Below are 23990 nucleotides of genomic sequence, written 5' to 3' on the forward strand. Positions count from 1 at the left end.
CAAAAAGTACACTGATCCGATGGCGACGAAGACGGCCAGTGTCTGGGCAACGAGTCCGGTGGGGAAGGCGGCCGCCCCTCTTCGGGAGCAGGTCATCGCGGCGCTGCGCGAAGCAATCCTCGACTTCCGGCTCCGCCCGGGGCAACGGTTGATCGAGCGAGAACTCATCGAGCAACTCGGCGTCTCACGCACCACCGTCCGAGAAGCATTGCGGGAATTGACATCCGAGGGCCTGGTTACGGTGGTGCCGCAGCGCGGGGCCATGGTGAGCGCGCCCACGGTCAGCGAAGCCGCCGATCTCTACGAGGTTCGTGCCGCACTCGAATCGATCATCGTGACCCGGTTCGTCGAACGAGCCACCCCGTCCCAAGTCATGCGGCTCGATGCGGCGGTGGAACACTTCGCCGAGGTGACCGCCGCCGGCGGGGAGATCCGTAGCATCCTCGCGGCCAAGGACGAGTTCTACACCGTCCTCGTCGAAGGTGCTGCCAGCAGCTCTCTCAAGCAGCTCATCGAGGGCATTCAGGCACGAGTCCGGATCCTGCGGGCGACGTCATTGTCCACATCCGGTCGCTCCCAGCAGGCGGTCGCGGAGTTGCGCGGCGTCGTCCGGGCGATCAAGGAACGCGACGCCTCCCGCGCCGCGGCACTGTGCGCGGCCCACGTGCGTACCGCCGCCACCACAGCGCTCGCCGCCCTCGAATCCGACCAGTGAACATACCGTCGGCCCATTCGGCCCGCGACGAGTCCGCGAGGAAACCTCATGAACGAGATACCGATATTCGACCACCGCACCCTCGGTCAGCGCGTGATGTTCGGTTCAGGTCAGGCTGCGAACCATTTGCGTTCGGCCACGTATGATTTGAGCGCATCCACGCCCATGGTCGTGGCCGCTCGAGGCGATCGGTCGCTCGCCGACGCAGTCCTTGGCGACCTCGATGTCGCGGTGCGATTCGACGACGTGCGCCCCCACGTGCCCGTCGCGCAAGCCGAACAGGCTCGCAGCATCGCCCGAGAGCACGGTGCCGATCTGCTCATCAGCATCGGCGGCGGGTCCACGACCGGACTGGCCAAAGCCGTCGCCTTGACCACCGGGTTGCCGATCATTGCCGTCCCGACCACCTACGCAGGCTCGGAAGCGACGAATGTCTGGGGAATCACCGAGGCAGCCCGCAAGACGACCGGCCAGGACGACCGCGTCCTTCCCCACACCGTCGTCTACGACGCGGAACTCACCCGATCTCTCCCATGTGAGCTCAGTGTCGCCAGCGCCTGCAACGCCCTCGCGCACTGCGTCGACTCACTCTGGGCGCCGAGCGCGAATCCGATCAACTCCGCGCTCGCCACCGAGGCGATCCGCGCCCTCGCCGATGCCCTTCCCGAGGTTGCCGACCGACCCGAATCGCTCGCCGGACGCGAGCACGCACTCTACGGTGCCTATCTCGCTGCGGTCGCTTTCGCCAGCGCGGGATCGGGTCTGCACCACAAGATTTGCCACGTGCTCGGCGGTCGGTTCGACCTGCCCCACGCCCAAACGCACACCATCGTCCTGCCCCACGTCCTGGCCTTCAACGCACCCTATGCCCAGGCCGCGGCAACACGGACGGCAGCCGCACTCGGCGCGACCGACGCGGTGGACGGCCTGCGTGCCCTGCTGAAATCTGTTGAGGCGCCCACCGCGCTACGCGACGTCGGGCTGGCCGAGGGCGACCTCGACGAGGCCGCCGATCTGATCCTGCCCGTAGTTCCCGCCTCGAACCCGCGTCCCGTGACCCGCGAGGAACTGGGCGAGCTCCTCCGAAATGCCTGGATGGGAACGGTCTCGAGCTGATCAACCTCACCGGATAGCCATCCCGCCCCGGTCAGTGCGAGGGTGGCGGCGTCGTGCCCGCCGGCCAGATCAGTCCGTCACGCGTATCCCAAGCGCCCCAAGCGAACTGATTCACAGCAGGGTATTGCCGATTTGTATGGCAAAGATTACATTCGACGGTAGCCGAACCGATCGGGGTGTCACTCCGATTCGATGTTGCGGGAACCAATTCTCTTCCCCGTGGGATACCCGCGGAATCCTCTAATTCAGCGGGATCGATCTGCCGAGAGGTACACCATGACGACTACGAATACGGGCGCGCGCAACGATGCGAATTCAGCCGCGTCCTATCGACCGAGCACCGCATCCGACCTGTACAGCGAGTACGACCGACTGCGTGCGTCCTCTCCGGTCGTACACAGTGACGACTTCGATGGGTTCTGGAGTGTGCTGACCTTCGCCGACGCCTCGAAGGCCAGCCGGGACTGGAAGAACTTTGCGAGTGGGCGCCCCTTCGTCGAGTACCCGTCGCCGAATCGGCCGATACCCATCGCAACGAATCCGCCGGAACACACCTTCTACCGAACCTTCCTCAACAGGTACTTCCGACCCGACCGGGTCGCGCGGCTGTCACCGGAAATCGACCACATCGTGGCCGAACAACTCACTCCGCTCATCGAAGCAGGAGAGGGGGACATCTACCGGTCCGTCGCGCGTACCGTTCCGCCACAGGTGCTTTCGGTGTTGCTCGGACTGAGCGACGAGGGATGGGTCGAACTCGCTGCCACCCTCGACCGCGCCGACGCTCTACGCCACGACATCAAAGCCTTCGGCGCCCTGCAGGCGACGTTGTGGGACGACGCAGTGAACACCCTGATCGCCGATCGCACCGAGCATCCGCGGGACCCCGAACACGATGTGATGAGTGGGATCCTCGAACTGCGACCCGACGGCGAAACGATCTCACGTGAACAGGTGCTCTCGCTCGGGACCCAGATCTTCGCCGCGGGCGCAGATACCACGAGCTCGGCGATGGGATCATTGGCGCACTACCTGGCCACGAACCCCGACGACCAGGCCCGCCTGCGGGCCGACCCGGATCTGTTACCCGCTGCCATCGAGGAAGTGCTGCGCCTGAGGCCGCCACTGCATCAGACCGTTCGTCGAACCACCGCCGAAGTCACGATTGCCGGCACCGCAGTCCCGGCAAACGAGCTCGTCGCGATCAACGTCGCCTCAGCCAACCGCGACGCGGAACGGTTCGCCGATCCGCACCGGGTTCGGTTGGATCGCGACCGCAACCAGCACCTGACGTTCGGATTCGGTCCGCACATGTGCGTGGGCGCGCCCATCGCGCGGCAGGAACTTCTCGCGTTCGGAACGCAGCTTCTCGCGGGCACCCGTTCCATTACGCTCGCCGCACCCGCCGAGACATCGGGCAGAGCGCTGCGTACCGGCTGGTCAAGCATCCCTCTGCGACTCGAAAAGTAAACACTGACAGCACATATGGGCATTACCCGTCGGGGTGATGCCGATCCATACCGAAGGAGATCGAATGACAGAGTCGGTAGTGCCCCCTCCGGCCGATGACTAACGCGGGCCGGTTTGGACCGGATGCTCGACGACGCCGCCCAAGGCCACTTCACGGTGGTGCGGGTGGTGTGGCGGGATCGGTTGGCCCGGTTCGGAGTCGCCTGGATCGAAAGGTATTTGTCGGTGGTCGGGGTTACGGTCGAGGTCCTGCGGGAGCATGGCGACAAGTCGCTGGTGGAGGAGTTGATGGATGACTTCATGGCGTTGCTCGCGTCGTTTTCGGGCCGGTGCTACCGGCTGCGGTCGAAACAGAATCAACGCCGACTTCTCGGGCGATGCGGCAGCGAGGTTGGAGGAGGGATAGCCGATGACTGTTGCCGGATTCACTGTGCCGCGTCAGTTTTCGTACACCACCCGCCTGTACAGGGCGGTCGACGATGCTACCGACGCCCCGATCGGGCTCGATACCATCGATCGTCGTGTGCGGTGGCTGCTCGAGTTGATCGGCGCCGCGCAATCGGAGTTGGTGTCGAGGCTGTGGCAACCGGCCACCTTCGATGCCCTCGCCGCCGGACGTGACAGTTCGGGCCGGAAGCTCCCGATGCAGGGGCATGTCGCTGCGGCGCGTCTGGGGTGGAACCCGTCCTACCCGACCGGGGTGTACGTGCCGTCGCGGGTGACCCGGGTGGTCACCTCCCAGGCGATCGGCACTCTGCGGACCTTGGCGTATCGGGATACCGCCATCGGTTCGCTGTCGGCCAGGTTCGACCCCGTCACCGGCCGAATCGCGCCGCCGACTGCTGCGGGTGAGTGTGTGCCGGCCGGCTTCGCGCGCGGCGTGGCACGACAACTCGCAGCGCGCTCGCGCACCACCGCAAGCGCGGGTGCTCCCACTACTTGCTTGCGGATCACCGACGTGCAGGGACCGCCGCAGACGCCGGTGATGGCCAGGCTTTCCTCTGCCGATCGCCAACTCTCGCAGATCACCGTCGCAGACGCCGTCATGGTGCTGACGGTCAAACTGCCCACCGCCGCCGCCCCGACAGATCGGGCGCACTGGCGGCGGGTCCGGTTGACCGCCGCGATCCCACCACACCTGCACACCAGAGCAATCACGGACTGGCATCTGCCGACCCTCGTCCTCGACCACCGAGGGCTGCTGCTGCGCTGCGCTGCCACCGAGCACGTGCCCACCACTGATCTGAACGCGGCAACAACCGCCGTGGGAGTGGATTGGTCACCAACCACACTCGGAGCGGCCGCCATCGTCACCGAACGCCCCGACGGATTGGTCTCGGACTACCGGGGCTTCACCTACGACGACCGGGGCCTGGGAATCAAACTGGCCCGGCTGCAAGCGGAAGGCCAACACCTGCACCGCAAGGCCGCACGCCTGACGCGGCTCGCCGCGACCGCACCACCGCAGGTGCGCACCGAACTTGAAGAGAAGATCGCGGTCCTCGACGCCCACCGCGCCGCGGTCGGTGTCAAACGGGGCAAGATCAACCGGGAACTAGCGTTTCACTTCGTCCGTCACATCGTCGACTATGCCGCCGCGGCCGGCGCGGCAGTGATCGGGGTGGAAGACCTCAGCACCCTCGAAACCCGGGGTCACGGCCGGGTGAACAATAATCGGGCCGCGCAGTCCGCCCGCCGCAAAGCCGTCGACGCTCTCGCACACACGGCCGCGGGGGTCGGCGTGACGGTGGTGTCCGTCCCGGCCCGCGGCACGTCGGCGCTGTGCCCGGGCTGCAACGACAAACTCTCCCGCCCGGGCGGCTATCACCGGGCGTGGTGCGCGCGGTGCAAGGTAGGCGGCAATCGTGACCACGTAGCAGCGGTGAACCTCGCTAAACGTGCACTGCTCGGGCGCAGCAGAGTTGTTCGCAAGCGCGGGAAGAACCCGGAAATCCGGAACACCGAGCATGCGCCGGTCCGGCAGTGCCGCGACAAGACCAGTCCCACCCCGAGCCGGCCACGGCATCGCCGGGTCCGCCGCAGTGTTCCCACCGCGACACCACAGGCGGGGGTGAATCAGAAAAAGAATGTTCCTGCACCTCGAGCGTCGGTGTGGGACACGGTCAAACCCGCCACATCGCACGGTGTTACGGGTAGCCGTGACGTACCTACATCTCCGGCATCGGCCACGTCAGTGGCAGATAGTATGAGATTTAAGTAGACGCTACCGGCACGCCGTACGCGATTGCCGCGGCGATCGTGGTCGCGTTGGCAGTGTCCATGGCGTGTTTGCTCGCACTGGTCAGACTCTCGACAACTGTTGCAGCAGAATCCAAGTCACCAATCGAAACACCACCTGCCCCTATCACGGCGGCGTAGGTTCGTACCTGGGGCACGTCACGATGCGGCCAGCTAGACGATCGTCTCGCCCGACCAGTGACCACCACGAGGAGATCCGTGGTGGTCATTGGGCTCAGCCCCGGGTCGACCGCACGATCCGGTCACCACTGAGCGTCCCCAGCCAAATCTCGTCCCCGACCGGCAGGGCAGTGGTCGCCAGACTCACCTGTTTCATGGAGTGGATGGAGGAGCCACGAACGGGGGTCAGACCGCGATCATCCCGTGTGGATCGATGACGAACTTCTGGGCCACTCCGCTGTCGAAGGCGCTGTATCCGCGCGGTGCATCATCGAGCGTGATGACGGTCGCGTTGACGGCTTTCGCGATCTGCACCCGGTCCGCGAGGATCGCGTTCATCAGCTCGCGGTGGTAGCTCATGACCGGGCACTGTCCGGTGGCGAACGACAACGATTTCGCCCAGCCGGTGCCCAGACTCAATGACAGTGATCCAGCTTTCGCGGCGTCGTCGGCGGCGCCGGGATCGCCTGTGACATACAGTCCGGGGATGCCGATGCCGCCACCGGCGGTGGTCAGCTCCATCAGTGAGTTGAGTACTGCCGCGGGCTGTTCGTGCCCGGCGTCGCCGCCGTGACCACGTGCTTCGAAGCCGACGGCATCGATTGCTGCGTCGACCTCGGGGACGCCGAGCAGCTGCTCGAGCTGGTCCTGCGGGGCGCCGTGGGAGACGTCGACGGTCTCGCAACCGAACGAGCGAGCCTGAGCAAGGCGCTCGGCGTTCAGGTCGCCGACAATAACGACAGCAGCGCCGAGGAGCTGGGCACCGACCGCCGCGGCGAGTCCGACTGGGCCGGCGCCCGCGACGTAGACAGTCGATCCTGCGCGCACGCCCGCTGTGAGAGCGCCGTGATAGCCGGTGGGGAAGATGTCCGAGAGCATGGTCAGGTCGCGGATCTTTTCCAGCGCCTGGTCTCTGTCGGGGAACTTGAGCAGATTGAAGTCGGCGTACGGTGCCATAACGTATTCGGCCTGACCGCCCACCCAGCCGCCCATGTCGACATACCCGAATGCTGATCCGGGCCTGTCGGGGTTGACGTTGAGGCAGATGCCTGTCTTGCGTTCCTTGCAGTTGCGGCACCGGCCGCAGGCGATGTTGAACGGCACCGAACACAAGTCGCCGACCTTGATGAATTCGACGTCCCGGCCCACTTCTACGACTTCACCGGTGATTTCGTGCCCGAGGACCAATCCTTCGGGGGCGGTGGTGCGGCCCCGAACCATGTGCTGGTCGCTTCCGCAGATGTTGGTGGAGACCACCTTCAGAATGACTCCGTGTTCGCACTTGCGTCCGACATTGGCCGGGTTGACCCCCGGTCCGTCCCGCAGTTCGAGTTTCGGGAATTCGATCTCACGCACTTCGACCTTGCCGGGGCCGACATAAGTCACCGCGCGGTTTGCACTCGCTGTCATCATTGTCCTTCTGTGTGGGGTTTCGACCTCGAATGGCGACCGGACGCTCACAGGTCGAGCACCAGTCGGCCCGAGCAGGAGCGGGAGACGCAGATGAACATCGTCTCCTGGGCGTCCTTCTCCTCCTGAGTGAGCAGCGAATCACGATGATCGGCAGTGCCTTCGAGTATGGGCGTCTCGCAGCTGCCGCAGGTACCTTCCCGGCAGGACGAGATCACGACTGCGCCAGCTTCTTCGGCGACATCGAGGATGGACCGATCGGCGGGGACCGTGACCGTGACACCCGTTTGCGTCAGCTCGACCTCGAATTCGGTGTCGATTGCACCGGGGTCGGCTTCTTTCGCCCGGAAGCGTTCCATATTCACCGATCCGGACGGCCACGACGTGCAGAATCGTTCGATTGCGTCGAGTAGCGGTGCAGGTCCGCAGGTGTATACCAGCCGTTCGGGTCGGTGCTCGCCGAGGATCTTGGGCAGATCGAGATGTCCCACCTGATCTTGGGGACAAACCTCGACACACCCGGGGTAGCGGCTTTCCAGTAACTCGACATAAGCCATCGATGCTCGTGCGCGGCCGCCGTACACGAGACGGAAGGGAATGCCACGGGCTTCCACAGCGGCGATCATCGGAATCAGTGGAGTGATTCCGATTCCCCCGGCGATGAACAGATACTCCGGTGCGTCGACCAACGCGAAATTGTTACGCGGTCCCTGGGTGACGATGGTGTCGCCGACGGCAAGTTTTTCGTGCACCGCAAGGGAACCCCCGCGGCTGTCGGGTTCGCGTAGCACCGCCACCCGGTAGGAGGCGCGATCGCTCGGGTCACCGCACAGGGAGTACTGGCGAATGAGATCGGGTCCGAGGACGAGATCCAGATGTGCGCCGGGGGCCCAGTTGGGCAGTGGCCACCCGGCCGGGTGGGTGAGCGTCAACTCCACGACGGAGTCCGCAACCGGGGTTCGTGCCGTGATCGTCAGCTCCATCCGGGATTCCGTGGAGGTGAGCAACGGTGTGGCCGCATCTGTGAGGGGCGTCGTATGCATGGGATGGTCCTTGTCGACTTGCTAGCTGGTCGTGCTGTCGGCCGGATCCCAGTTCGCGACGAGGCTGCGCCGGATCGGAAGCATGACCAATGGGAGGAAGTCCTGTTCGAAATCAGGAGCGATGCGCAGGCTGGGCAGTCGTTCGAACAGGACACGGACGCCTGCGGTGCCCTGGGTACGACCGAGGGGCTGGCCTAGGCAGGTGTGTCGGCCCTTGGTGAAGGCGTAGTGGTCGGTGGGTTCGTCGCGGTGGATGTTCCACTTCTTCGGTTCCGGGTAATGGTCGGGGTCGTTGTTGGCGCTGGCCAGTGCTACCCACACCATGTCACCGGCGGGGATCGTGACCCCGGACAATACGACGTCACGGGTGGCCTGCCGTGATGCGAACGGCGCGGACGGGCGGCGACGGAGGGTCTCCTCGAACACCCTGGGCCACAGGCTCGGATCGGCTTGGACCTCGGCGAGTTGATCTTCGTTGCGCGAGAGGAAGATGACGGCGTTCGCCATGCCCTGGGCGGTGGTGTCGGTCCCGGCGGCCGAGAACTCACACAGATGAAGCGCCACACGCTCATCGGACAGCGTGGGTTCGCCGTCGCGGTTGCGTGCCGAGGCCATCACCGAAATGAGATCCGACGCGGTGCTGTCACGGCGTTCACGCACCACTTTGCGGAGTTCGAGTTGCGCAGTGGTGTACCGCGTCCACACCTCGGTGCGGCGCGGCTCCTCCATCGGCTCTCGTCCGCTGGCGAGGACGGCGAAGTGGTCGTCGCGCAGTTGCCGCATCATCGGCTCGAACGAGTCCGGGAGGTCCATCAGCGCCATCAGCGTCTGGGTGGTGAGCTCGAGGCAATAGTCCTCCATCAGCTCGGCAGTACCACGGTCGGCGAGCCGATCGATAATGCGATGGGCGCGGGCTTCGATCTCCGGCTCGAGGGCGTCGATGACCGGCTTGAGGAAGCCTCGCTGGGCGACCCGACGCATCTCGGTGTGGATCGGCGGGTCCATGCTGATGGAGATGTGCGCCATCAGCTCGGAGGTCACGGTGGAGGTGAACTGCTCGGGCACGGGAACGTTTCCGCCGTTACCTCTGCAGGAAAAGGCTTTCCAGTCCATCAGGACCGTCTCTACGTCTTCGCGGCGGGTGACGACCCAGGTGCCGAGCTGCTCGTGCCAGAACACGGGCTGCTCGGTGCGGATCTGGTCGTACATCGAGGCCGGGTCGAGTAGTGCGCTGTCACTCAGCGGATTGAACTCTGGTGGTGCAGCGGGTCGCTGCCCGAAGGTGCTGGTCATGTCGAGGTCCGTTCAGAGGGCTGTGGCCGCGGCCATGGTGGACAGCCGCTGGAAGCGGGCGAGGTTGTCGCCTTCCTCCATCACGCCGGCCGTGAGGCAGACAAACGTGAGGTCTTTGTCGGGGTCGACCCAGAACAGGGTGGATCCGGCGCCGTAGTTGCCGTGGGTGCGCGGGCTGGTCGATGCGCCGAAGAACGTCGGGTACACCCCTTCACCGCGCAGCGCAAAACCGAGACCGAAGTTCCCGGGGGGTACGTCCCAGCCGCGAGCGTGGCACAGCATCGCGTACAGATCGTTCGGCGCTGTGCCGGTCTGCAGGGTCGTGGCCAGATCGAGGATGCTCGGCGAAAGGATACGCCCACCGTCGAGTTCGCCTCCACGGCGGATCATTTCCGCGAAACGCAAGATGTCGCTGGTGGTGGATACCGCGCCGACCCACGGCATTTCTGCCCCCTCCACGACGATTTCCTGCATGACCTCGATGTCCGACGACTTGAGCCATCCGCCGGGTGGGAAGTGTGCCTTGATGGGCACCATCCGATCGGCCCATGCCTTGGGGGCTCCGAGTGCGGTGTTGTTCATCTTCAGCGGGGCGAAGAGTTCCTTGGCGAGAAGTTCCCCGAAACTGCGGTATCCGGTGACGCGGCGGACGATCTCTCCGAGTAGCGCGTGGTTGAGGGTGGGTGAGTAGTTGAAGGTCCCGCCCGGCTCACCGACGACGTCGAGCTGGCTGATCGCGTCGATCACCGCGTCGAGGTTGCCGAGCTCGGAGTACGGCAGAGGGGTGGGGGTGGCGACGAGACCGGCGCGGTGCGTCAACAGATGACCGACGTTGACGCGATCCTTCTTCGCGGCGCGGAACGGGTCGCGGCCGACGAACTCGGGGATGACGTCGACGACCCGAGTGGTCAGATCCAGCTGACCGCGGTCGATGGCCTGTAGAACCAGAATGTTGGTGAACGCCTTGGTCATCGAGAAGATCCAGAAGACGTCGTCGACAGTTGCGGTGCGTCCGGTGGTGCGGTCGGCGTAGCCGATGGCCTCGTGCAGTCCGATCTCGCCGTGGCGGGCGATGGCGATGACAGCGCCGTCGTAGCGTCCGGCGTCGATGTCCTGGGTGATCGAGGTGCGGATGCGGCTCAGGGCGTTCTGGTCGAAAGTGATCGTGGGTGTGCTCATGGTTGTGCTCTCTTGTCGGTGCGTCCGGGCGGAATTACATGTAGAGGCCGCCGGACGGTGACAGCGTCTGTCCGGTGTAGTACTTGCTGTCGTCGGAGGCGAGGAACAGCATGGTGGCGGCGAGGTCTTCGGGCTTGGCCAGGCTCGATATCGGCTGCACACCGGCGATGGAATCGACGATCTCGTCGGGCTGTGCGCGCAGCAACGGTGTGTCCACCGCGCCCGGTGCGACGGCGTTGACGCGGATGTCGTGCGGCGCGAGTTCTCCGGCTGCGGCCCGGGTCATGCCGAGAACACCGGCCTTCGAGGCCGGGTAGTACAACGGCATCGGTGTTCCCACCAGCGCGGACACGCTGGAGATGTTGACGATCGACCCGCCACCGGATCGCTTCATCAGCGGGGCAGCTTCACGGATGGTGTAGAAGGGGCCCTTGAGATTGACGGCGAGGACGCGATCGAAGTGCTCGTCGGTGACTCCGGACAGGAAGTCCGGGTGCAGGATTTCGCCGCGTTTGCGTGCTTCGAATACTCGGACGTTGACGTCGACCAGGCGCTCATTCTCCTCGCGGGTCGGTGCGTTGATGCCGGCGGCGTTGATCAGCACATGGAGTGCGCCGTAGCGGTTTTCGACGTGCGCGAAGGCTTCCTTGACGGCGGTGCTGTCGGCGACGTCGAGGGCGATGCCTTCACCGTGGTCGATTCCGGACAGTACTTCTTTGACGTTGCCTTCGGAGATGTCGGCGCCGATGACGGTCGCACCGTGCTCGGCGAACAACCGGGCGGTGGCGGCGCCGATTCCTGATCCAGCGCCGGTGACGAATGCGACTTTTCCAGCAAGTTTCATGGAGAGACTCCTCGAGAAAGGGGACGAGCACGATGACGGCTCGTGAGTGGTGCAAGACACACGATACCAAAAACTGGATCCATGTCTAGTTTTTTTCTGGATTCTCGTCTAGTTCTGTTCGGTGTGCTGGTCGCGGCCCGATAGGCTGACCACATGAGCACGACGGAAACCGCATCTTCGACCAACTCGTCCGCACCGCGCGTGGGCAAGAAAAAGAGGGCCACTCGCGCCCGCATCGTCGAGTGTGCGATTCCCCTGTTCTCCGAATACGGCTACGACAAGATCACCATGGAGTCGATCGCGAAGGCCGCCGGCATCAGCCGCGCCAACCTCTATCTGCACTTCAAGGCCAAAGCCGAGCTGGTCGACGCCATGCTCGAACAACTCAGTCCGGAGGTCGTCGACAGCTACCGAACGCTGGATTCGCTCGATCCGACCGATATCGACGGCCTGCGGCGGTGGGTCGAGAACAGCTCGCAGCTGTGGGTGGACGGGCGTCAGCAACTCGAAACCCTCGAGCACGCCTTGTCGGTGGAACCGATCGTTTCGCAGCGGTGGTACCAAACACTGTCGGAAGCGGCGGACGCGATGACGACCTTCCTCGGCCGCTACCCGGACGGCCCGGAACGGGAACGGGCACGACTGACGCTGGTCACGACGATGCTCGGCTTCGAGCGCACCCTGTACTTCGTGCTCGTCCGCTCCGCTCCGGCCGACCTCTCCGACGTGATCGACGTGTTGACGGCGCAGTGGCATGCCGCTCTCGCCGGCGGGACCACCCCGGCGGCGGCAAGCGGGTCTATTGGATGACGACCGTGTCGAGTTCGGTACCCGCCGGGTAGTGATGATCGAAGATCGCCGAACCGGCGTCCGCGAGGGTCGCGGTGTACTGCCGTTCGGCCAGTCCTGAATCCTGAGGGTGCAGCTCGGCCAGTGTGATTCGCCGGGTTCGATCCGGCGGGCCGGTGGGATCTACGACCGTCAGGATCGGCCCAGACTCGGTCATCTCTACCCACGGCTCTGCAATCAGGAGGTCGAGCATCCCACCGTGTCCACCGATGCGCACCACTCCGCCGAACCGCATCACCTGCGGCACATCCGGTGAGGGAACCGGGGGGAAGGTGAAGTAGCTCGTCTCGCCCAGATACGCGCCGTCGGACATCGAGTGGCGACCGTCGGGCAGCGTGGCGATATAGCGGATGAAGCTGCGCTTGATTCCCCAGGTCAGTCCGACCTGGGGAACCACGAACGGTCCGACGCCGGCGGTCATGGGACCTCGAGGGTCAAGGTCGCGCTGCCGCCGCCTTCGGCGCACACTACGCGGGACACGCAGGCGCACAGCTTCTTCGAGTTGGCCTTCTGTTCTTCGCTGAAGAACACGTCCCGGTGGTCGACGGTGCCCTCGACGTCGACGATATCGACTTGGCACAGACCGCACTCGCCCTTGCGGCAGTCGAACATCATGTCCGCGCCGGCTCGCTCGAGAGCGTCGAGCAGTGAGTCACCCGACCGGACGGTGGTCTCGATGCCGAGCCGCGGGATGTTCACGACGAACTCCTCGGCCCGGAACCACCCGCTGTTTCCGAAGGTTTCGTATCGAAGATTCGGCAGCGGCAAATCTCGCTCGACCCAGGTGCGGCGGACGGCATCCATCAACCGAATCGGCCCGCACATGTACAACTCCGTCACCTCGTCGACGGCGGCGACGAGTGCCCTGACATCCAGTCCGGTGCCCTCGTCGTCGATGTGAACCTCCAGGCGGTCGCCGTGCAAGGCGAGCAGTTCCGGCAGGAACGCCATCGCGGTCTGGCTGCGCGCGACGTAGACGAAACGGTAGTCGGCCCCGACCCGCCGCAGCACCGCCGCCATGGCCGCCATCGCGGTGATGCCGATTCCTCCGGCGAGCAGGACATACCGCGGTGCGCCGACACGCAGCGGGAAGTTCTGCAGTGGTGCGGTGAGCTCGATCCGGTCACCGGCCTGCAGTGTGTGCATATACCGGGACCCACCGCGGGAGGTGGGGGACAGGTGGACCCCGAGCGTCACGCTACGGCCGTCGGCGGCGCCGGAGACGATCGAATACGAGCGGACGTCGCCGCTGTCGATGCGGACGTCCACATGCGATCCGGGGGCTGCGCGATGGGAGTGTTCGGTGGCGATCACGATCTTGGCGATGCCGTCGGCGGCGGGCTCGACGGTCGTGACCTGGCCGTGCTGCCAGAGAATCTTGTTGTCGGTCATGTCAGTTCACCGTTTCGGCGGCGAGAGCATCGATATTCGCGGTGTGCAGGCGCTCGCTCTCGATCATGCGCTGAATGATGCGGCGGACCCACATCCCGCCCGCGTCGATGTTGAGGTTGTAGAACTCGTGGTCCGGGTTGGCGTCGATGGCGGCCTGCTGAGCGGTGAGCATGGCCTCGTCCTCGCCGAAGACGCCGTGCACTCCGTCGCGCAGCTGGGTGGTGATCAGTTGGCTCTCGAGGCGGTAGTTGCGCTGGAAGGCCCAGAAGTACAGCGCCGTCTTCTCGTCGACCGGGGTGATCGTGTTCATCACGAAGCCGTTGACACCCTGGCTGCGATCACCCTCGGGGGCACCGGTGCCGGCCTTGGCCACACCGACATCGATGCGAATGGTGCCAGGGGCCTGGAACTCGATGATCTGCCAGCGGTCGACCTTGCCCTCGAACCCGGGGAACTTGTCACGCATGTTCTTCAGCCAGAAGGGTGGCGCGTCGATGTTGTGCATCCAACGGGTGACCGTGACCGTTCGCTCGTCGTGGGTGACTACGAATTCGGACTCGCTGAGTTCTTCCTGTCCGATGGACGAGGAGTGGACGAACTCTTCATGGGTGAGGTCCATGAGATTGTCGAGCACCAACTGGTAGTTGGCCTGAACGTCGATGGTGCGGCCGTCGCCCGCCCACTCCGGCGAGTCCATTTGGAACATGTCGGGAATCGTGGCGGGGTCGGCGAGCGTCGGATCCCCCGGCCACACCCACAGGAACCGGTGACGCTGTTCGACAGGGTAGGACGCCACCATCGCCGACGGGTTGATCGTCTCCTGCGCCGGCATCTTGGTGCATCGCCCGGCGGAGTTGAAACGCAGGCCATGGTAGGGGCACTGCACCTCGTCCGCACCGATGCGGGTGCCCAGCGACAACGGGGCGAGCCGATGCCAGCAGGCATCGGCAAGGGCTACCGGGCGGCCGTCCGTGGTGCGGTAAAGCGTCATCGGCTTGTCGGCAATCCTGCGGGCAAGCAGCTTCGCGGAGGTCACTTCGTAGTCCCACGCCGCGACGTACCACGCGTTGAGGGGGAAGGCCATGTTCTTGGCGGTCGCGCCGCCCGGGCCGAGATCGGTCATGCGATGTCCTTGGGGGTCGTCACCTACTGAGATCCGCAATAACTACATGCATAGCTATTGGGTGATGTGACGCACACACTATCTATCGATATAGTGATTGGCAAGACAGCCCGGCCGATGAGGAGACATGAGCCTTCGCTACGCATTGCTGGCCCTGCTCACGGCGGGCCCGCTCACCGGATATGACGCCGCCAAACGGTTCGGGGGTTCCGTCGGGCACGTCTGGCACGCACCCGACTCGCAGATTTATCCCGAACTGCGCCGCATGCAGAAAGACGGATTGATCGAGGGCGAGCAGGTCAGGTGGGGACCCCGGAGCACCAAAACGCAATACAGCATCACCGACGACGGCATCGCCGCCTTCCGAGCGTGGATGAATACTCCGCTCGACCACGCCCCTGAACGCGATGCCCACCACATGCAGGCCGCCTACTTCGAATGGGCAGACCCTGATCGTGCGCGGGAAATCCTGCACAAGCACATCGAGTACTACAGCACTCAAGTCGAGTTGCTCACCGCCGTCCGGGACGGAATCAAGGCCGGTACGGATCCAGCAATCGTCCGGCGACTCGATCACTACCCGGCGCACGAACACGCACGGATCATCGCGTACAAGGCTTACACCTACGACGGCATGATCGCCCGGAGCCGGTCCGAGATCGACTGGGCGCACAAAGGACTTGCTCTCCTTGACGAGCTTGCGGGCACCGAGTCGTCACCCCCGGACCACGACGATGACAGCGCTACCGAACACCCGGTCGCTCTGCACTCGTAATTCGGATCGGGTAGGACGACTGCGGCCGGCGGTTATTCGATTTTTGGTCAAGGGTTTCGGGGGCGGTTTGTCCAGCCACCGGTCGGGCGCGGCACCCAGCCCCCGGCACCGTGCGTGCCGCCGTCGACGTGGATAGTGCTGCCCGTGACGAACCGGGACAGGTCGGAGGCCAGAAACAGCGCGGCACCCGCGACGTCCTCGGGTTTGCCGGGGCCACCGAGCGGTGACCACAACGGCCACAGCGCGCGGTCCTGCTCGGGCACCAAGTCTCCGTAGGGAACTTGTGCCGTTTCGATCAGGTCCGGGGCAACCGCGTTGACCCGGATTCCCGCCGGACCCACCTCGGCCGCGAGCGAGCGGGTGAATTGCATCAGCGCCGCCTTGTATGCGGAGTAGACGGTGTGCCCCGGAATCGCTCGGTGCGCCTCGACGGTGGTGAGGTTTACCACCGCTCCGCGGCCGCGCTCGGTCATCCCCGGAAGTAGTGCGTGGGTCAGCCGCAGCGCATGGGCGAAGTTCACTTCATGTAGGCCGGCCCACTGCTCGGCGGTGTCGGCGGTGAACTCTTGGGGCGCGCGTACGAAGTGGCCGACGTTGTTGACCAGGATGTCCGGTCGGTGCTCGACCAGTGCCGGTTCTACCTGCGAAGAGCAGACGTCGGCCACGATCGCGTCCAGTCGCCCACCGGCGGCACCGTCGAAGTCGACGTCTCCGATCGGGTTCACGTCAGCGATGAGGACATGCGCGCCGTGGGCCGCGAAGCTGCGCGCGCTTGCGGCTCCGATGCCGGCCACACCGCCGGTGACGACGGCACGCCGGCCGCGCAACAGTGCGCCTGGTGTGAAAGTGAGGGTCATGCTTGTCATCTCATGACATGTCGGTGCCGCGATACCCCTTTGCTCCCGGTCACCGGGAGGTTCACACCGCTCCACACGGTCTTTCGGATTTCATCGAGCCCGTGGGCAATGCAAAAGCACGCCGCCGGACTCCGTGCAAGGCGAACTACGTTGACCGATGATGGTGAACCGGTGAAATGGCTTTTGTCTCAACCCTACTGGCGAAATGGCCCTTCCGATCCGATCGGTTCGGATGCCCATCGCCAGTCAGCTTCCGTGTAAATCTGCAAAGGAGCACCTGATGACGAATCCGCCCCAAGTGCCGCCCGCACGCCAGGCGACACCCACCGAGGACCGTCTTTCCTCGCACGACGGATCCCTGCTCCGCAAGGTCGCATTGTCAAGCCTCCTGGGAACAACCATTGAGTACTACGACTTTCTTCTCTACAGCACCATGGCTGCCCTCGTATTCGGGCAACTGTTCTTCCCGGCCTCGAATCCGGCTGTCGGTACAGTTGCCGCATTCGGAACCCTTGCCGCCGGTTACGCCGCGCGACCGCTCGGCGGTGTGATATTCGGGCACTTCGGTGACAAGCTCGGCCGAAAGTCGATGCTGGTAATCACCATGACCACTATGGGTATCGCCAGTGTGTTGATCGGAATGCTGCCCACATATGAGGGGATAGGAATCCTCGCGCCGATCCTGCTCATCGTCCTTCGCGTTATTCAAGGCATCGCGGTGGGTGGAGAATGGGGAGGTGCGGCGCTCATGGTCGTCGAACACGCGGATGCGGACCGCCGCGGGCGGTGGGCCGGGATCATGCAACTCGGAACACCGTTCGGCTTTCTTCTGTCGACGGCAGCGATTGCGGTCGTGACTCTCCTCCCGGAATCTGCGCTCTTGACCTGGGGATGGCGAATTCCCTTCCTGTTGAGCGCTATCCTGATGGTGATCGGACTCTACGTCCGACTCCACGTGGTCGAGAGTCCCATTTTCGTGGAGGCGTCAGCCAAACGAAAGGACAGGCGCAGTCCCGCTCTGGAGGTACTTCGCCGTCCGAAGCAACTCGTCTTGGCGGTAGCCGCCGGCCTGGCTCCGTTTGCCCTGACCTCCCTGACAAGTACGCATGTTGTGGCTTACGCATCCGGAATTGGCTATGCGGTCTCCGATGTCATGGGTGCGCTTCTCGCAGTGGTCGCCATATCGATCGTCTTCATACCACTGTTCTCGACCCTCTCAGACCGGCTTGGTCGACGTCGAGTCATGATCTCCGGGGCCATCGGAACGGTGTTGTTCGCGTTTCCGCTGTATGCGATGATCAACACGAAATCCATGTTGGTCATGGTAGGCGCTTTGATGTTTGCGCAACTCCTGCAGAATGCAATGTACGCGCCGCTGACGCCGCTGCTGTCCGAAATGTTTGCTACCCGTGTGCGCTACACAGGAGTTTCCATGGCGTACCAGAGCGCAGCCCTTCTCGGTGCCGGATTCACTCCCCTGATCGCCAGCGGCCTGGTCGCGGCAACCGGGTCGAGTGTGCCGTTGAGCTTGATTGCCGCAATCACCGCTCTCGCCTCGATCGGAGCACTCGCACTCACTCCCGAGACCAATGGACGTGACCTGAATCAGAATCTCGTACCGTAGTTTCGAGATCATCAGACAGAAGTCCCCGCACGCGGTGGCCGGGAGATCGAGCCACACGCCCCACCGATGACCACTGAGTGGGAATTACGAATCGAAAAGACCGTGATCAACGGCTAGGTTGGGCGATGCATCCGGCCATCCACGCCGAGGTCCAGAACACTCACACGCATACCCCGCTGCTCCCTCGGCCAGCGGCGCTGGGGGCAGGCGCGAAGAAGGGCGAACACGAATGAAGGTTCTTATCGTCGGCGGCACCGGAATGATCGGCGCCTACACCGCACTACATCTGCGTGAGCAGGGCAACGACGTCACCGTGGCAGCGCGTAACGCTCTCGGCGACGAGTCCCCGGTCCGAGACTTTCCGGTCCTGCTCGGTGACTACACCGAGCAGACCTTCACCGTCGAGCAGCTTTCCCCTTTCGACGCCATTGTCTTCGCCGCCGGCCAAGACGTGCGCCACATGAGCGGAGACGTTGATCAAGCGGCGTTCTGGGAGAAGACGCAGATCTCCGGCATTCCCCGCTTCGCTGCGCTCGCCAAGCGCGCCGGTGTGCCGCGCTTCGTCCAGGTGGGCAGCTACTACCACCACCTGCGTCCAGACCTCGCCGACACCGTTCCCTATATCGCGGCTCGACGTGCTGCCGACGAGGGTGCTCGGGCCCTCGCCGACGAGTCGTTCAACGTCTCCACTCTCAATCCGCCATCGATTCTCGGCGCCATCTCCGGAGTCTCCGCGCGGCGGTATGGGCGGATGATCGCGTGGGCAGCCGGTGAGTTGCCCGATATCCCGGACTTCGCGCCGCCCGGGGGATCGAACTATATGTCGGCTGATTCTCTTGCACAGGCGATCTGGGGCGCACTTCAACACGCTGAACCGGGCAAGGCGTACCTCGTCGGCGACGAGAATCTGACCTTTCGCGAATACTTCCAGATGCTCGTCGACGCTGCGGGCGGTACACGCAGCATCGACGAACGGGACGAGGAGCACCCCCTGCTGCCCGACACGATGATCGTCCAGGGCCGGGGCAACCTAATGCACTACGAGCCTGACGCAACCGAGACTGCGCTGCTCGGTTACACACGAGCGGATTGCAGCCGTGCGATCGCGCAGATCGTGCAGACCGCCCGTCGGGCTTCCGTATGAACCGCCCACAGCACAAGGGTCTCCCGCGCACCCGCTCGATGGCCATCCGATCTGCACGTCGACCAGCGGCGTAGCGGGACACCTTTTGTCGTCACCCGGATGGACGGCGGAATCGGTTGTCCTTCATCAGTTGTCGACAACGACCCGGAATTGTTGGAGTGAGGCATCGGTCGCGTCCGGAATGTTCATGCCCGCGTCCACGCCGCTGCGCAGATAGTCGACGACGGCCTGATCGAGCCGCTCTCCCGGCACCACTGCGGGGATACCCGGCGGGTACGGAGTGATTTGCTCGGCTGCGATTCGGCCGGCCGCCTCACCGGCGTCGACCATCTCGGCCTTACCGAAGAACGCATCCCGCGGCGACAGCACCGATTCGAGCTGCAATTCCTCGGGGCTCGGCAACGAAATCGAGGGTGGGGGATCGAAAGAGGCAGCGGCCTGGGCGACTTGGTCGAGCGCGGTGACGAGTCGGTCGGCGGTGTCGTCATCGTCGGCCATCGACATGGTCGCCATGATTCGGCGATGATCGTGCATCCCGAGGTCGAGGTGGCAGTTCTCCCGCACCCAGTCGGTGCACTGGAACCCGGACACACCGAGTTCGCTGACGTCGATGAGGATCTGCAACCGGTCGAGGTCGTGCGACGCTTCCTCACCGAGCAGCCGGTCCTCGAGTACGGTCAGTCCGTCGATTCCGGCGATTCGTTCCCTGGTGCGGCGGGCGAGCGCAAGAGCACGGCCGAGCAGGTCCGCACCGCGCTCGACCATCTGCCGCCGCCACCCGTCCATGGCCGAATACAGCATCACGTTCGGGCTCGTCGTCATCAGTAGGTCCGCGCACGCGGACAGATGAGTGCCGTCGACCAGGTCACCCTGCACGTGATACACCGAGCCTTGCTCGAAGCCCGCGCCCATCTTGTGGACGCTCACCACGCATACATCGGCACCGGCGTCCATGGCCCAGGTCGGCAGGTCGTCGTGGAAGGGGAGATGTGCACCCCAGGCCTCGTCGACAATGAGCGGCTTGCCCCGCTCGTGGCACACCTGCGCGATGGCACCGATGTCCGCACAGGTGCCGTAGGGGCTGGGACTCACGATCAGGGCACCTGCCGCGTCGGGATACTTCTCCCACATGGCCCGCACCTGGTCCGGCGATGGAGGATGAGAGAAGTGCATCTCCTCATCCCAACGTGGGGTGATCCACCGGGGCGTCACACCGCTGAACACCAACCCCGCCACGATCGATTTGTGGGAATCGCGTGAGACCAGCAATCCGCCGGGATCATTGCCCGCGACGGCCATCATCGCGGCCTTCACCGACAGCGAGCTGCCGCACGTCGAGAAAAAGGCCTGCTCGGCCCCAACCGCCTCCGCCATCAGCTGCTCGGCCTTGGACAGGTAGCCGTTACTCGACTTCCGGTCATCCAGACCGCCGGAAGCGAGCACGTCCGAACGGAACGGACCGACGCCGAGGACCTTCGTCACCCGATCGTCCGCGCCGCGTCCCTGACGATGCCCCGGTGGGGAGAACCCATATCGGTCGAGCCGATGATATTCCTCCAACGCATCCAACAACGGTGTCTGCGACTGATCCATACCGAGACGTGTACCCGTGCCGTCAAGTCCTGAACACCGACGCGTCTGATGCTGCCGCCCACCCACCCGGCCGCCTGTCCGGCGTACCTTGCGGGTTGTATTCGCACGGCAGTCGAGAATGACCGAGAGGAGGTCCGATGACGGTCATCGAATGTGCCGGAAACGGGCGGGCGCGCGGCCGCGCCCACGGCGAGCAGGCCCGCGACTCGGTACATGCCGCCCTCGATCGGTGGCGAGAGGGTACGAGTGCTCGGAGTCGCCAGCAACTTGCGGTGACGGGACTGCTTGCGACGGTGGAGGCCGCGGTTCCCGACCTGGCCGAGGAGATGCGCGGCATCGCGGAGGCGGCAGCGGTCCCGTTCGCGGAAATCCTTGCGTACAAATTCATGGACGAACAGTGGTGGGTGCACCGGAAACACCTCGAACTCGGCTGCAGTGTCCTCGGAAAGGCCGACGCCAATGGCGTGTATCTCGCCCAGAACATGGACTTGCCCGACTTCATGGACGGATCCCAGATCGTTCTGCGCATCCGTCCGGACGTCGGGCCCGCTGCACTTGTGCTCAGTTCGGCGGGAATGATCGGATTGACCGGAGTCAACGACGTCGGCGTCTGCGTGAACGCCCTCGGCATGTTGCGCCACAACTCCGCCGGGCTGCCGGTGGCCGCTGCGATTCGGGGTGCACTTGCTCATTCTTCCCGCGACCAGGCGGTCGACTTCCTGCACCGCATCTCACATGCGAGCGGTCAGCACTACGCCGTGGGGGATGTGAACGGATTCCACGGTGTCGAGTGTTCGGCCGATGAGGTGGTGGTCAGCTGCCCCGCAGGCTCACCGCTCTTGTTGCACACCAACCACCCGCTGGCGAACGACGACATCGATCCGGATGCCGAACGAGAACTTCAGAGAGAAGGACGGTTTACCGATTCCGTGGCTCGCCTCGACTTCCTCGAGGCGAACACCAACAGGGCCTGTGATCGCATCGCCGCCGAGGTGCTTCTCGCCGACCGCACCGCACCCCTTTGCGTCACACCCCGGCAGGGACGCCGGACCCAGACGTTCGGGGCCGTCTCCTTCGAACTCGGCACAACCCCGCCCACTGCACGCTTCTGCCTCGGCCTCCCGGACGAGCAACCCTGGATCGAACCCGGATGGCACGCATCACCTTCGCCCGACCACTCCGCATAGACCGCAGACACCACCGAGCGAAACACCCGGGTCGTCGATGCCTGCGGCCCTGCAAGCAATGACCGGCCGTGAGGAATTCTGCCGGGTGCGGCGTGTCGGTTAGGTCGTTCGACTTTCTGGTCCCAGAATTGCGGGCATGGCCGAGATTGTTGCTTCCCGCCGCCGAGGGCGGCCCAGCAAGGGGACCCGTGCTGTCGTCAAGGCGCTGGTGCCACCAGAGCTCAAAGAAGCAGCTGCCAGCGCCGCGAAGGCGCACGGCATGACTGCGAACGACTACATCGCGGGGCTGATCGCGGCCGACACCGGCCTGACCGAGCTAATGGCATCGATTCACGAGAAACGTTCCGCCACACGCCAATCCGTGGAGGCTCGCAGGTCAGGCCCGTGACGGATCACCGGTCTGGGCAGTGAGTGTCGACCGGTTGCTCGTCGCGATAGTCACAGTAAATCTTTCCTCGGCCGGAGATGGTCTCAGGACTGAAAATCTCAACGCGACACGTACGCCGTCGCGGATGAGTACTTTTACGTCACAATATTTTCACGAAGGGACAGGCCCATGACCCGCACCATCGCAGTGGTCAACCATAAAGGTGGCTCCACCAAAACCACGAGCACGGTCAACCTTGCCCAAGCCCTCGTCGAAGCCGGTTACACGGTCCGCGTCGTCGACCTCGACCCACAGTGCAACGCCACCACCTGGCTCGGCGCCACGCCCGAAGCCGTCGACAACGATGTCCTGTCGGTACTCATGCTGGTGTCGAGCATCGAAGACGCCACCACCATCACCGCGTCCGGGATCCACCTCATTCCTGCCACCAAGGAACTCGACTCCGTCGGGCCCTACTTCCTCAAGAAGCCGGGTGCCCACGGCATCCTGCGCAAAGCCCTCGCCGGCGCCCCCGACGTCGACTTCAACCTGATCGACTGCCCCGGAGATTTCGACCACCTGACCATCAGCGCACTCGTCGCCTGCACCGAAGTGCTCGCCGCTGTCATGACGGGGGCCATGGAACTCGAGGCACTCATGCGGATCGAGAACTACATCACCCAGCAGGTCGAGCTGCTCAACCCCACTGCAAAGCTCAATCACATTCTGTGCGGCCGCGTCGAACTCGGACAGGTCATCGACCAGCAGGTCCTCGCCGCGCTCCGCGAGACCTATCCCGACCAGACGATGCGCACCATCATCCCGAAGTCCGTCCGTGTCAGCGAAAGTTACAGCGCCGAAGAACCCGTCGTCAGGTGGGCGCCGTCCTCGTCCGCAGCACGGGCCTACCGCGATGCCGCCCAAGAACTCGTCGAAAGGACCTCGTGATGAGCCCGACACGTAAGCCCGGACTCGCGAACAACCCCCTCGAACGCCGCCACCAGCCCCCCGCGGGCGCCCACCCGGAGGGGACGTACTCGAGAACTCGCCGCGTGGACGTGCTGACGAGCGTGACACGGAAGCCCGGACTCGCCAACAACCCCCTCGAACGCCGCAAACCACGACTGCCGAACCTCGTCGAACAGGGAGTGGACATCGCAGGACCCGCCAACAACCCCTTCGAACGCCGCAAGCGACGACTGCCGAACCTCGTCGAACAGGGAGTGGGCGTCGCACAGGAAGCAGCCGCCTCCGCCGAACCGGTGGCCCCTGGGGAGGAAAAGAAGACTACAAAACGGGCCCCCGCAGACAAGAAGCAGGAATCCGTCTACATCAAGCGCGCCAAGGTCGAGGACGGCAAGAATGCCGTCGCCGCCATCGGCCACATCGCCGGCGCCCCCAACAGCTGGTCCAACCTCGTCGACGAAGCCCTCGCCCATTACCTCGCCGTTCTCGCACGCAAATACAACAACGGCGAACCCTTCCCGCCGCGCAACGCCGAACTCGTCCGGGGGTAGTCACAATTACCACGCCAGTGTCAGAGTGGCGGGATGTGTTGCGGGGAATCGCTTTCCGCGATGTGAGCCCTGAA

The 23990-nt window shown here is 64.5% G+C and carries 22 protein-coding genes and 1 pseudogene; 13 read left to right on the forward strand and 10 right to left on the reverse strand.

Annotated features, from left to right (window positions below; all coding sequences use genetic code 11):
• The first annotated feature begins 19 nt into the window (after positions 1-19).
• From GFS60_RS21440 to GFS60_RS21460, 5 genes and pseudogenes are all read left to right on the forward strand, one after another.
• A complete protein-coding gene (locus GFS60_RS21440; RefSeq protein ID WP_159924378.1) occupies positions 20-715 on the forward strand; it encodes a GntR family transcriptional regulator in 696 nt (231 codons plus the stop codon).
• A gap of 48 nt (positions 716-763) precedes the next feature.
• Entirely contained in the window at positions 764-1831 is a 1068-nt protein-coding gene (locus tag GFS60_RS21445; protein ID WP_159924380.1) for a maleylacetate reductase, read from the forward strand.
• A 276-nt stretch (positions 1832-2107) separates the two neighbouring features.
• Complete coding sequence (locus GFS60_RS21450) at positions 2108-3301, forward strand: cytochrome P450 (protein WP_159924382.1); 1194 nt, start codon at positions 2108-2110, stop codon at positions 3299-3301.
• A gap of 123 nt (positions 3302-3424) precedes the next feature.
• Positions 3425-3601 (forward strand): annotated as a pseudogene (locus tag GFS60_RS39205) (IS607 family transposase); the annotation flags it as partial.
• Between the two features lie 109 nt (positions 3602-3710).
• Positions 3711-5522 (forward strand): zinc ribbon domain-containing protein, encoded by a 1812-nt coding sequence (locus tag GFS60_RS21460; RefSeq protein WP_159924384.1) that lies wholly within the window; start codon positions 3711-3713, stop codon positions 5520-5522.
• A 383-nt stretch (positions 5523-5905) separates the two neighbouring features.
• Here the strand turns inward: GFS60_RS21460 and fdhA are convergent, their stop codons facing one another.
• The 5 genes from fdhA to GFS60_RS21480 are packed head-to-tail and all read right to left on the reverse strand — an operon-like array spanning position 5906 to position 11488.
• On the reverse strand, positions 5906-7132 hold the full coding sequence (gene fdhA, locus GFS60_RS21465; protein WP_159924386.1) for a formaldehyde dehydrogenase, glutathione-independent: 1227 nt from the start codon (positions 7130-7132) through the stop codon (positions 5906-5908).
• Positions 7133-7176: 44 nt separating this feature from the next.
• Entirely contained in the window at positions 7177-8172 is a 996-nt protein-coding gene (locus GFS60_RS39210) for a PDR/VanB family oxidoreductase (protein WP_236603235.1), read from the reverse strand.
• A 21-nt stretch (positions 8173-8193) separates the two neighbouring features.
• The gene (locus GFS60_RS39215; protein WP_236603236.1) at positions 8194-9465 is read right to left on the reverse strand and encodes a cytochrome P450; all 1272 of its coding nucleotides are present in this window, start codon (positions 9463-9465) and stop codon (positions 8194-8196) included.
• A gap of 12 nt (positions 9466-9477) precedes the next feature.
• Positions 9478-10644 (reverse strand): serine hydrolase domain-containing protein, encoded by a 1167-nt coding sequence (locus tag GFS60_RS21475; RefSeq protein WP_159924388.1) that lies wholly within the window; start codon positions 10642-10644, stop codon positions 9478-9480.
• 34 nt (positions 10645-10678) lie between these two features.
• Positions 10679-11488, reverse strand: a complete 810-nt coding sequence (locus GFS60_RS21480) for an SDR family NAD(P)-dependent oxidoreductase (protein WP_159924390.1) — start codon at positions 11486-11488, stop codon at positions 10679-10681.
• 153 nt (positions 11489-11641) lie between these two features.
• Here GFS60_RS21480 and GFS60_RS21485 point away from each other — a divergent pair, with 153 nt between their 5' ends.
• Positions 11642-12298 carry a TetR/AcrR family transcriptional regulator gene (locus tag GFS60_RS21485; RefSeq protein ID WP_159924392.1) on the forward strand — a complete coding sequence of 219 codons (657 nt, stop codon included), beginning with the start codon at positions 11642-11644 and terminating at the stop codon, positions 12296-12298.
• On the opposite strand, the gene GFS60_RS21490 is transcribed toward GFS60_RS21485, so the two are convergent.
• The 3 genes from GFS60_RS21490 to GFS60_RS21500 are packed head-to-tail and all read right to left on the reverse strand — an operon-like array spanning position 12288 to position 14852.
• Positions 12288-12758: an HtaA domain-containing protein gene (locus GFS60_RS21490; RefSeq protein ID WP_159924394.1), complete on the reverse strand. Its 471-nt coding sequence runs from the start codon at positions 12756-12758 to the stop codon at positions 12288-12290. The genes GFS60_RS21485 and GFS60_RS21490 overlap by 11 nt on opposite strands.
• Positions 12755-13729, reverse strand: a complete 975-nt coding sequence (locus tag GFS60_RS21495; RefSeq protein WP_159924396.1) for a PDR/VanB family oxidoreductase — start codon at positions 13727-13729, stop codon at positions 12755-12757. The genes GFS60_RS21490 and GFS60_RS21495 overlap by 4 nt, the downstream gene beginning before the upstream one ends.
• 1 nt (position 13730) lies before the next feature.
• Entirely contained in the window at positions 13731-14852 is a 1122-nt protein-coding gene (locus GFS60_RS21500) for an aromatic ring-hydroxylating dioxygenase subunit alpha (RefSeq protein ID WP_159924398.1), read from the reverse strand.
• 127 nt (positions 14853-14979) lie between these two features.
• Here GFS60_RS21500 and GFS60_RS21505 point away from each other — a divergent pair, with 127 nt between their 5' ends.
• Positions 14980-15627, forward strand: a complete 648-nt coding sequence (locus tag GFS60_RS21505) for a PadR family transcriptional regulator (protein ID WP_159924400.1) — start codon at positions 14980-14982, stop codon at positions 15625-15627.
• 47 nt (positions 15628-15674) lie between these two features.
• On the opposite strand, the gene GFS60_RS21510 is transcribed toward GFS60_RS21505, so the two are convergent.
• Positions 15675-16493, reverse strand: coding sequence for an SDR family NAD(P)-dependent oxidoreductase (locus GFS60_RS21510; protein WP_159924402.1), 819 nt, complete (start codon positions 16491-16493; stop codon positions 15675-15677).
• A gap of 271 nt (positions 16494-16764) precedes the next feature.
• Between GFS60_RS21510 and GFS60_RS21515 the strand changes: the two genes are divergently transcribed.
• Together GFS60_RS21515 and GFS60_RS21520 are read left to right on the forward strand one after the other, a co-directional pair.
• Positions 16765-18108: an MFS transporter gene (locus GFS60_RS21515; protein ID WP_159924404.1), complete on the forward strand. Its 1344-nt coding sequence runs from the start codon at positions 16765-16767 to the stop codon at positions 18106-18108.
• 229 nt (positions 18109-18337) lie between these two features.
• Positions 18338-19252: an NAD-dependent epimerase/dehydratase family protein gene (locus GFS60_RS21520; protein ID WP_159924406.1), complete on the forward strand. Its 915-nt coding sequence runs from the start codon at positions 18338-18340 to the stop codon at positions 19250-19252.
• 126 nt (positions 19253-19378) lie between these two features.
• On the opposite strand, the gene GFS60_RS21525 is transcribed toward GFS60_RS21520, so the two are convergent.
• A complete protein-coding gene (locus GFS60_RS21525; RefSeq protein ID WP_159924408.1) occupies positions 19379-20845 on the reverse strand; it encodes an aminotransferase class I/II-fold pyridoxal phosphate-dependent enzyme in 1467 nt (488 codons plus the stop codon).
• A gap of 137 nt (positions 20846-20982) precedes the next feature.
• Here GFS60_RS21525 and GFS60_RS21530 point away from each other — a divergent pair, with 137 nt between their 5' ends.
• The 4 genes from GFS60_RS21530 to GFS60_RS21545 all read left to right on the forward strand — a co-directional run bounded on the left by GFS60_RS21530 (position 20983) and on the right by GFS60_RS21545 (position 23916).
• Entirely contained in the window at positions 20983-22032 is a 1050-nt protein-coding gene (locus tag GFS60_RS21530) for a C45 family autoproteolytic acyltransferase/hydolase (protein WP_159924410.1), read from the forward strand.
• A 136-nt stretch (positions 22033-22168) separates the two neighbouring features.
• On the forward strand, positions 22169-22420 hold the full coding sequence (locus tag GFS60_RS21535) for a hypothetical protein (protein ID WP_236603237.1): 252 nt from the start codon (positions 22169-22171) through the stop codon (positions 22418-22420).
• Positions 22421-22588: 168 nt separating this feature from the next.
• A complete protein-coding gene (locus GFS60_RS21540; RefSeq protein ID WP_109333157.1) occupies positions 22589-23347 on the forward strand; it encodes a ParA family protein in 759 nt (252 codons plus the stop codon).
• Positions 23347-23916 (forward strand): hypothetical protein, encoded by a 570-nt coding sequence (locus tag GFS60_RS21545; protein ID WP_159924412.1) that lies wholly within the window; start codon positions 23347-23349, stop codon positions 23914-23916. Before GFS60_RS21540 ends, GFS60_RS21545 begins: the two co-directional genes overlap by 1 nt.
• The last annotated feature ends 74 nt before the right edge of the window (positions 23917-23990 follow it).

Source organism: Rhodococcus sp. WAY2 (assembly GCF_009859915.1).
Lineage (GTDB): Bacteria > Actinomycetota > Actinomycetes > Mycobacteriales > Mycobacteriaceae > Rhodococcus_F > Rhodococcus_F oxybenzonivorans.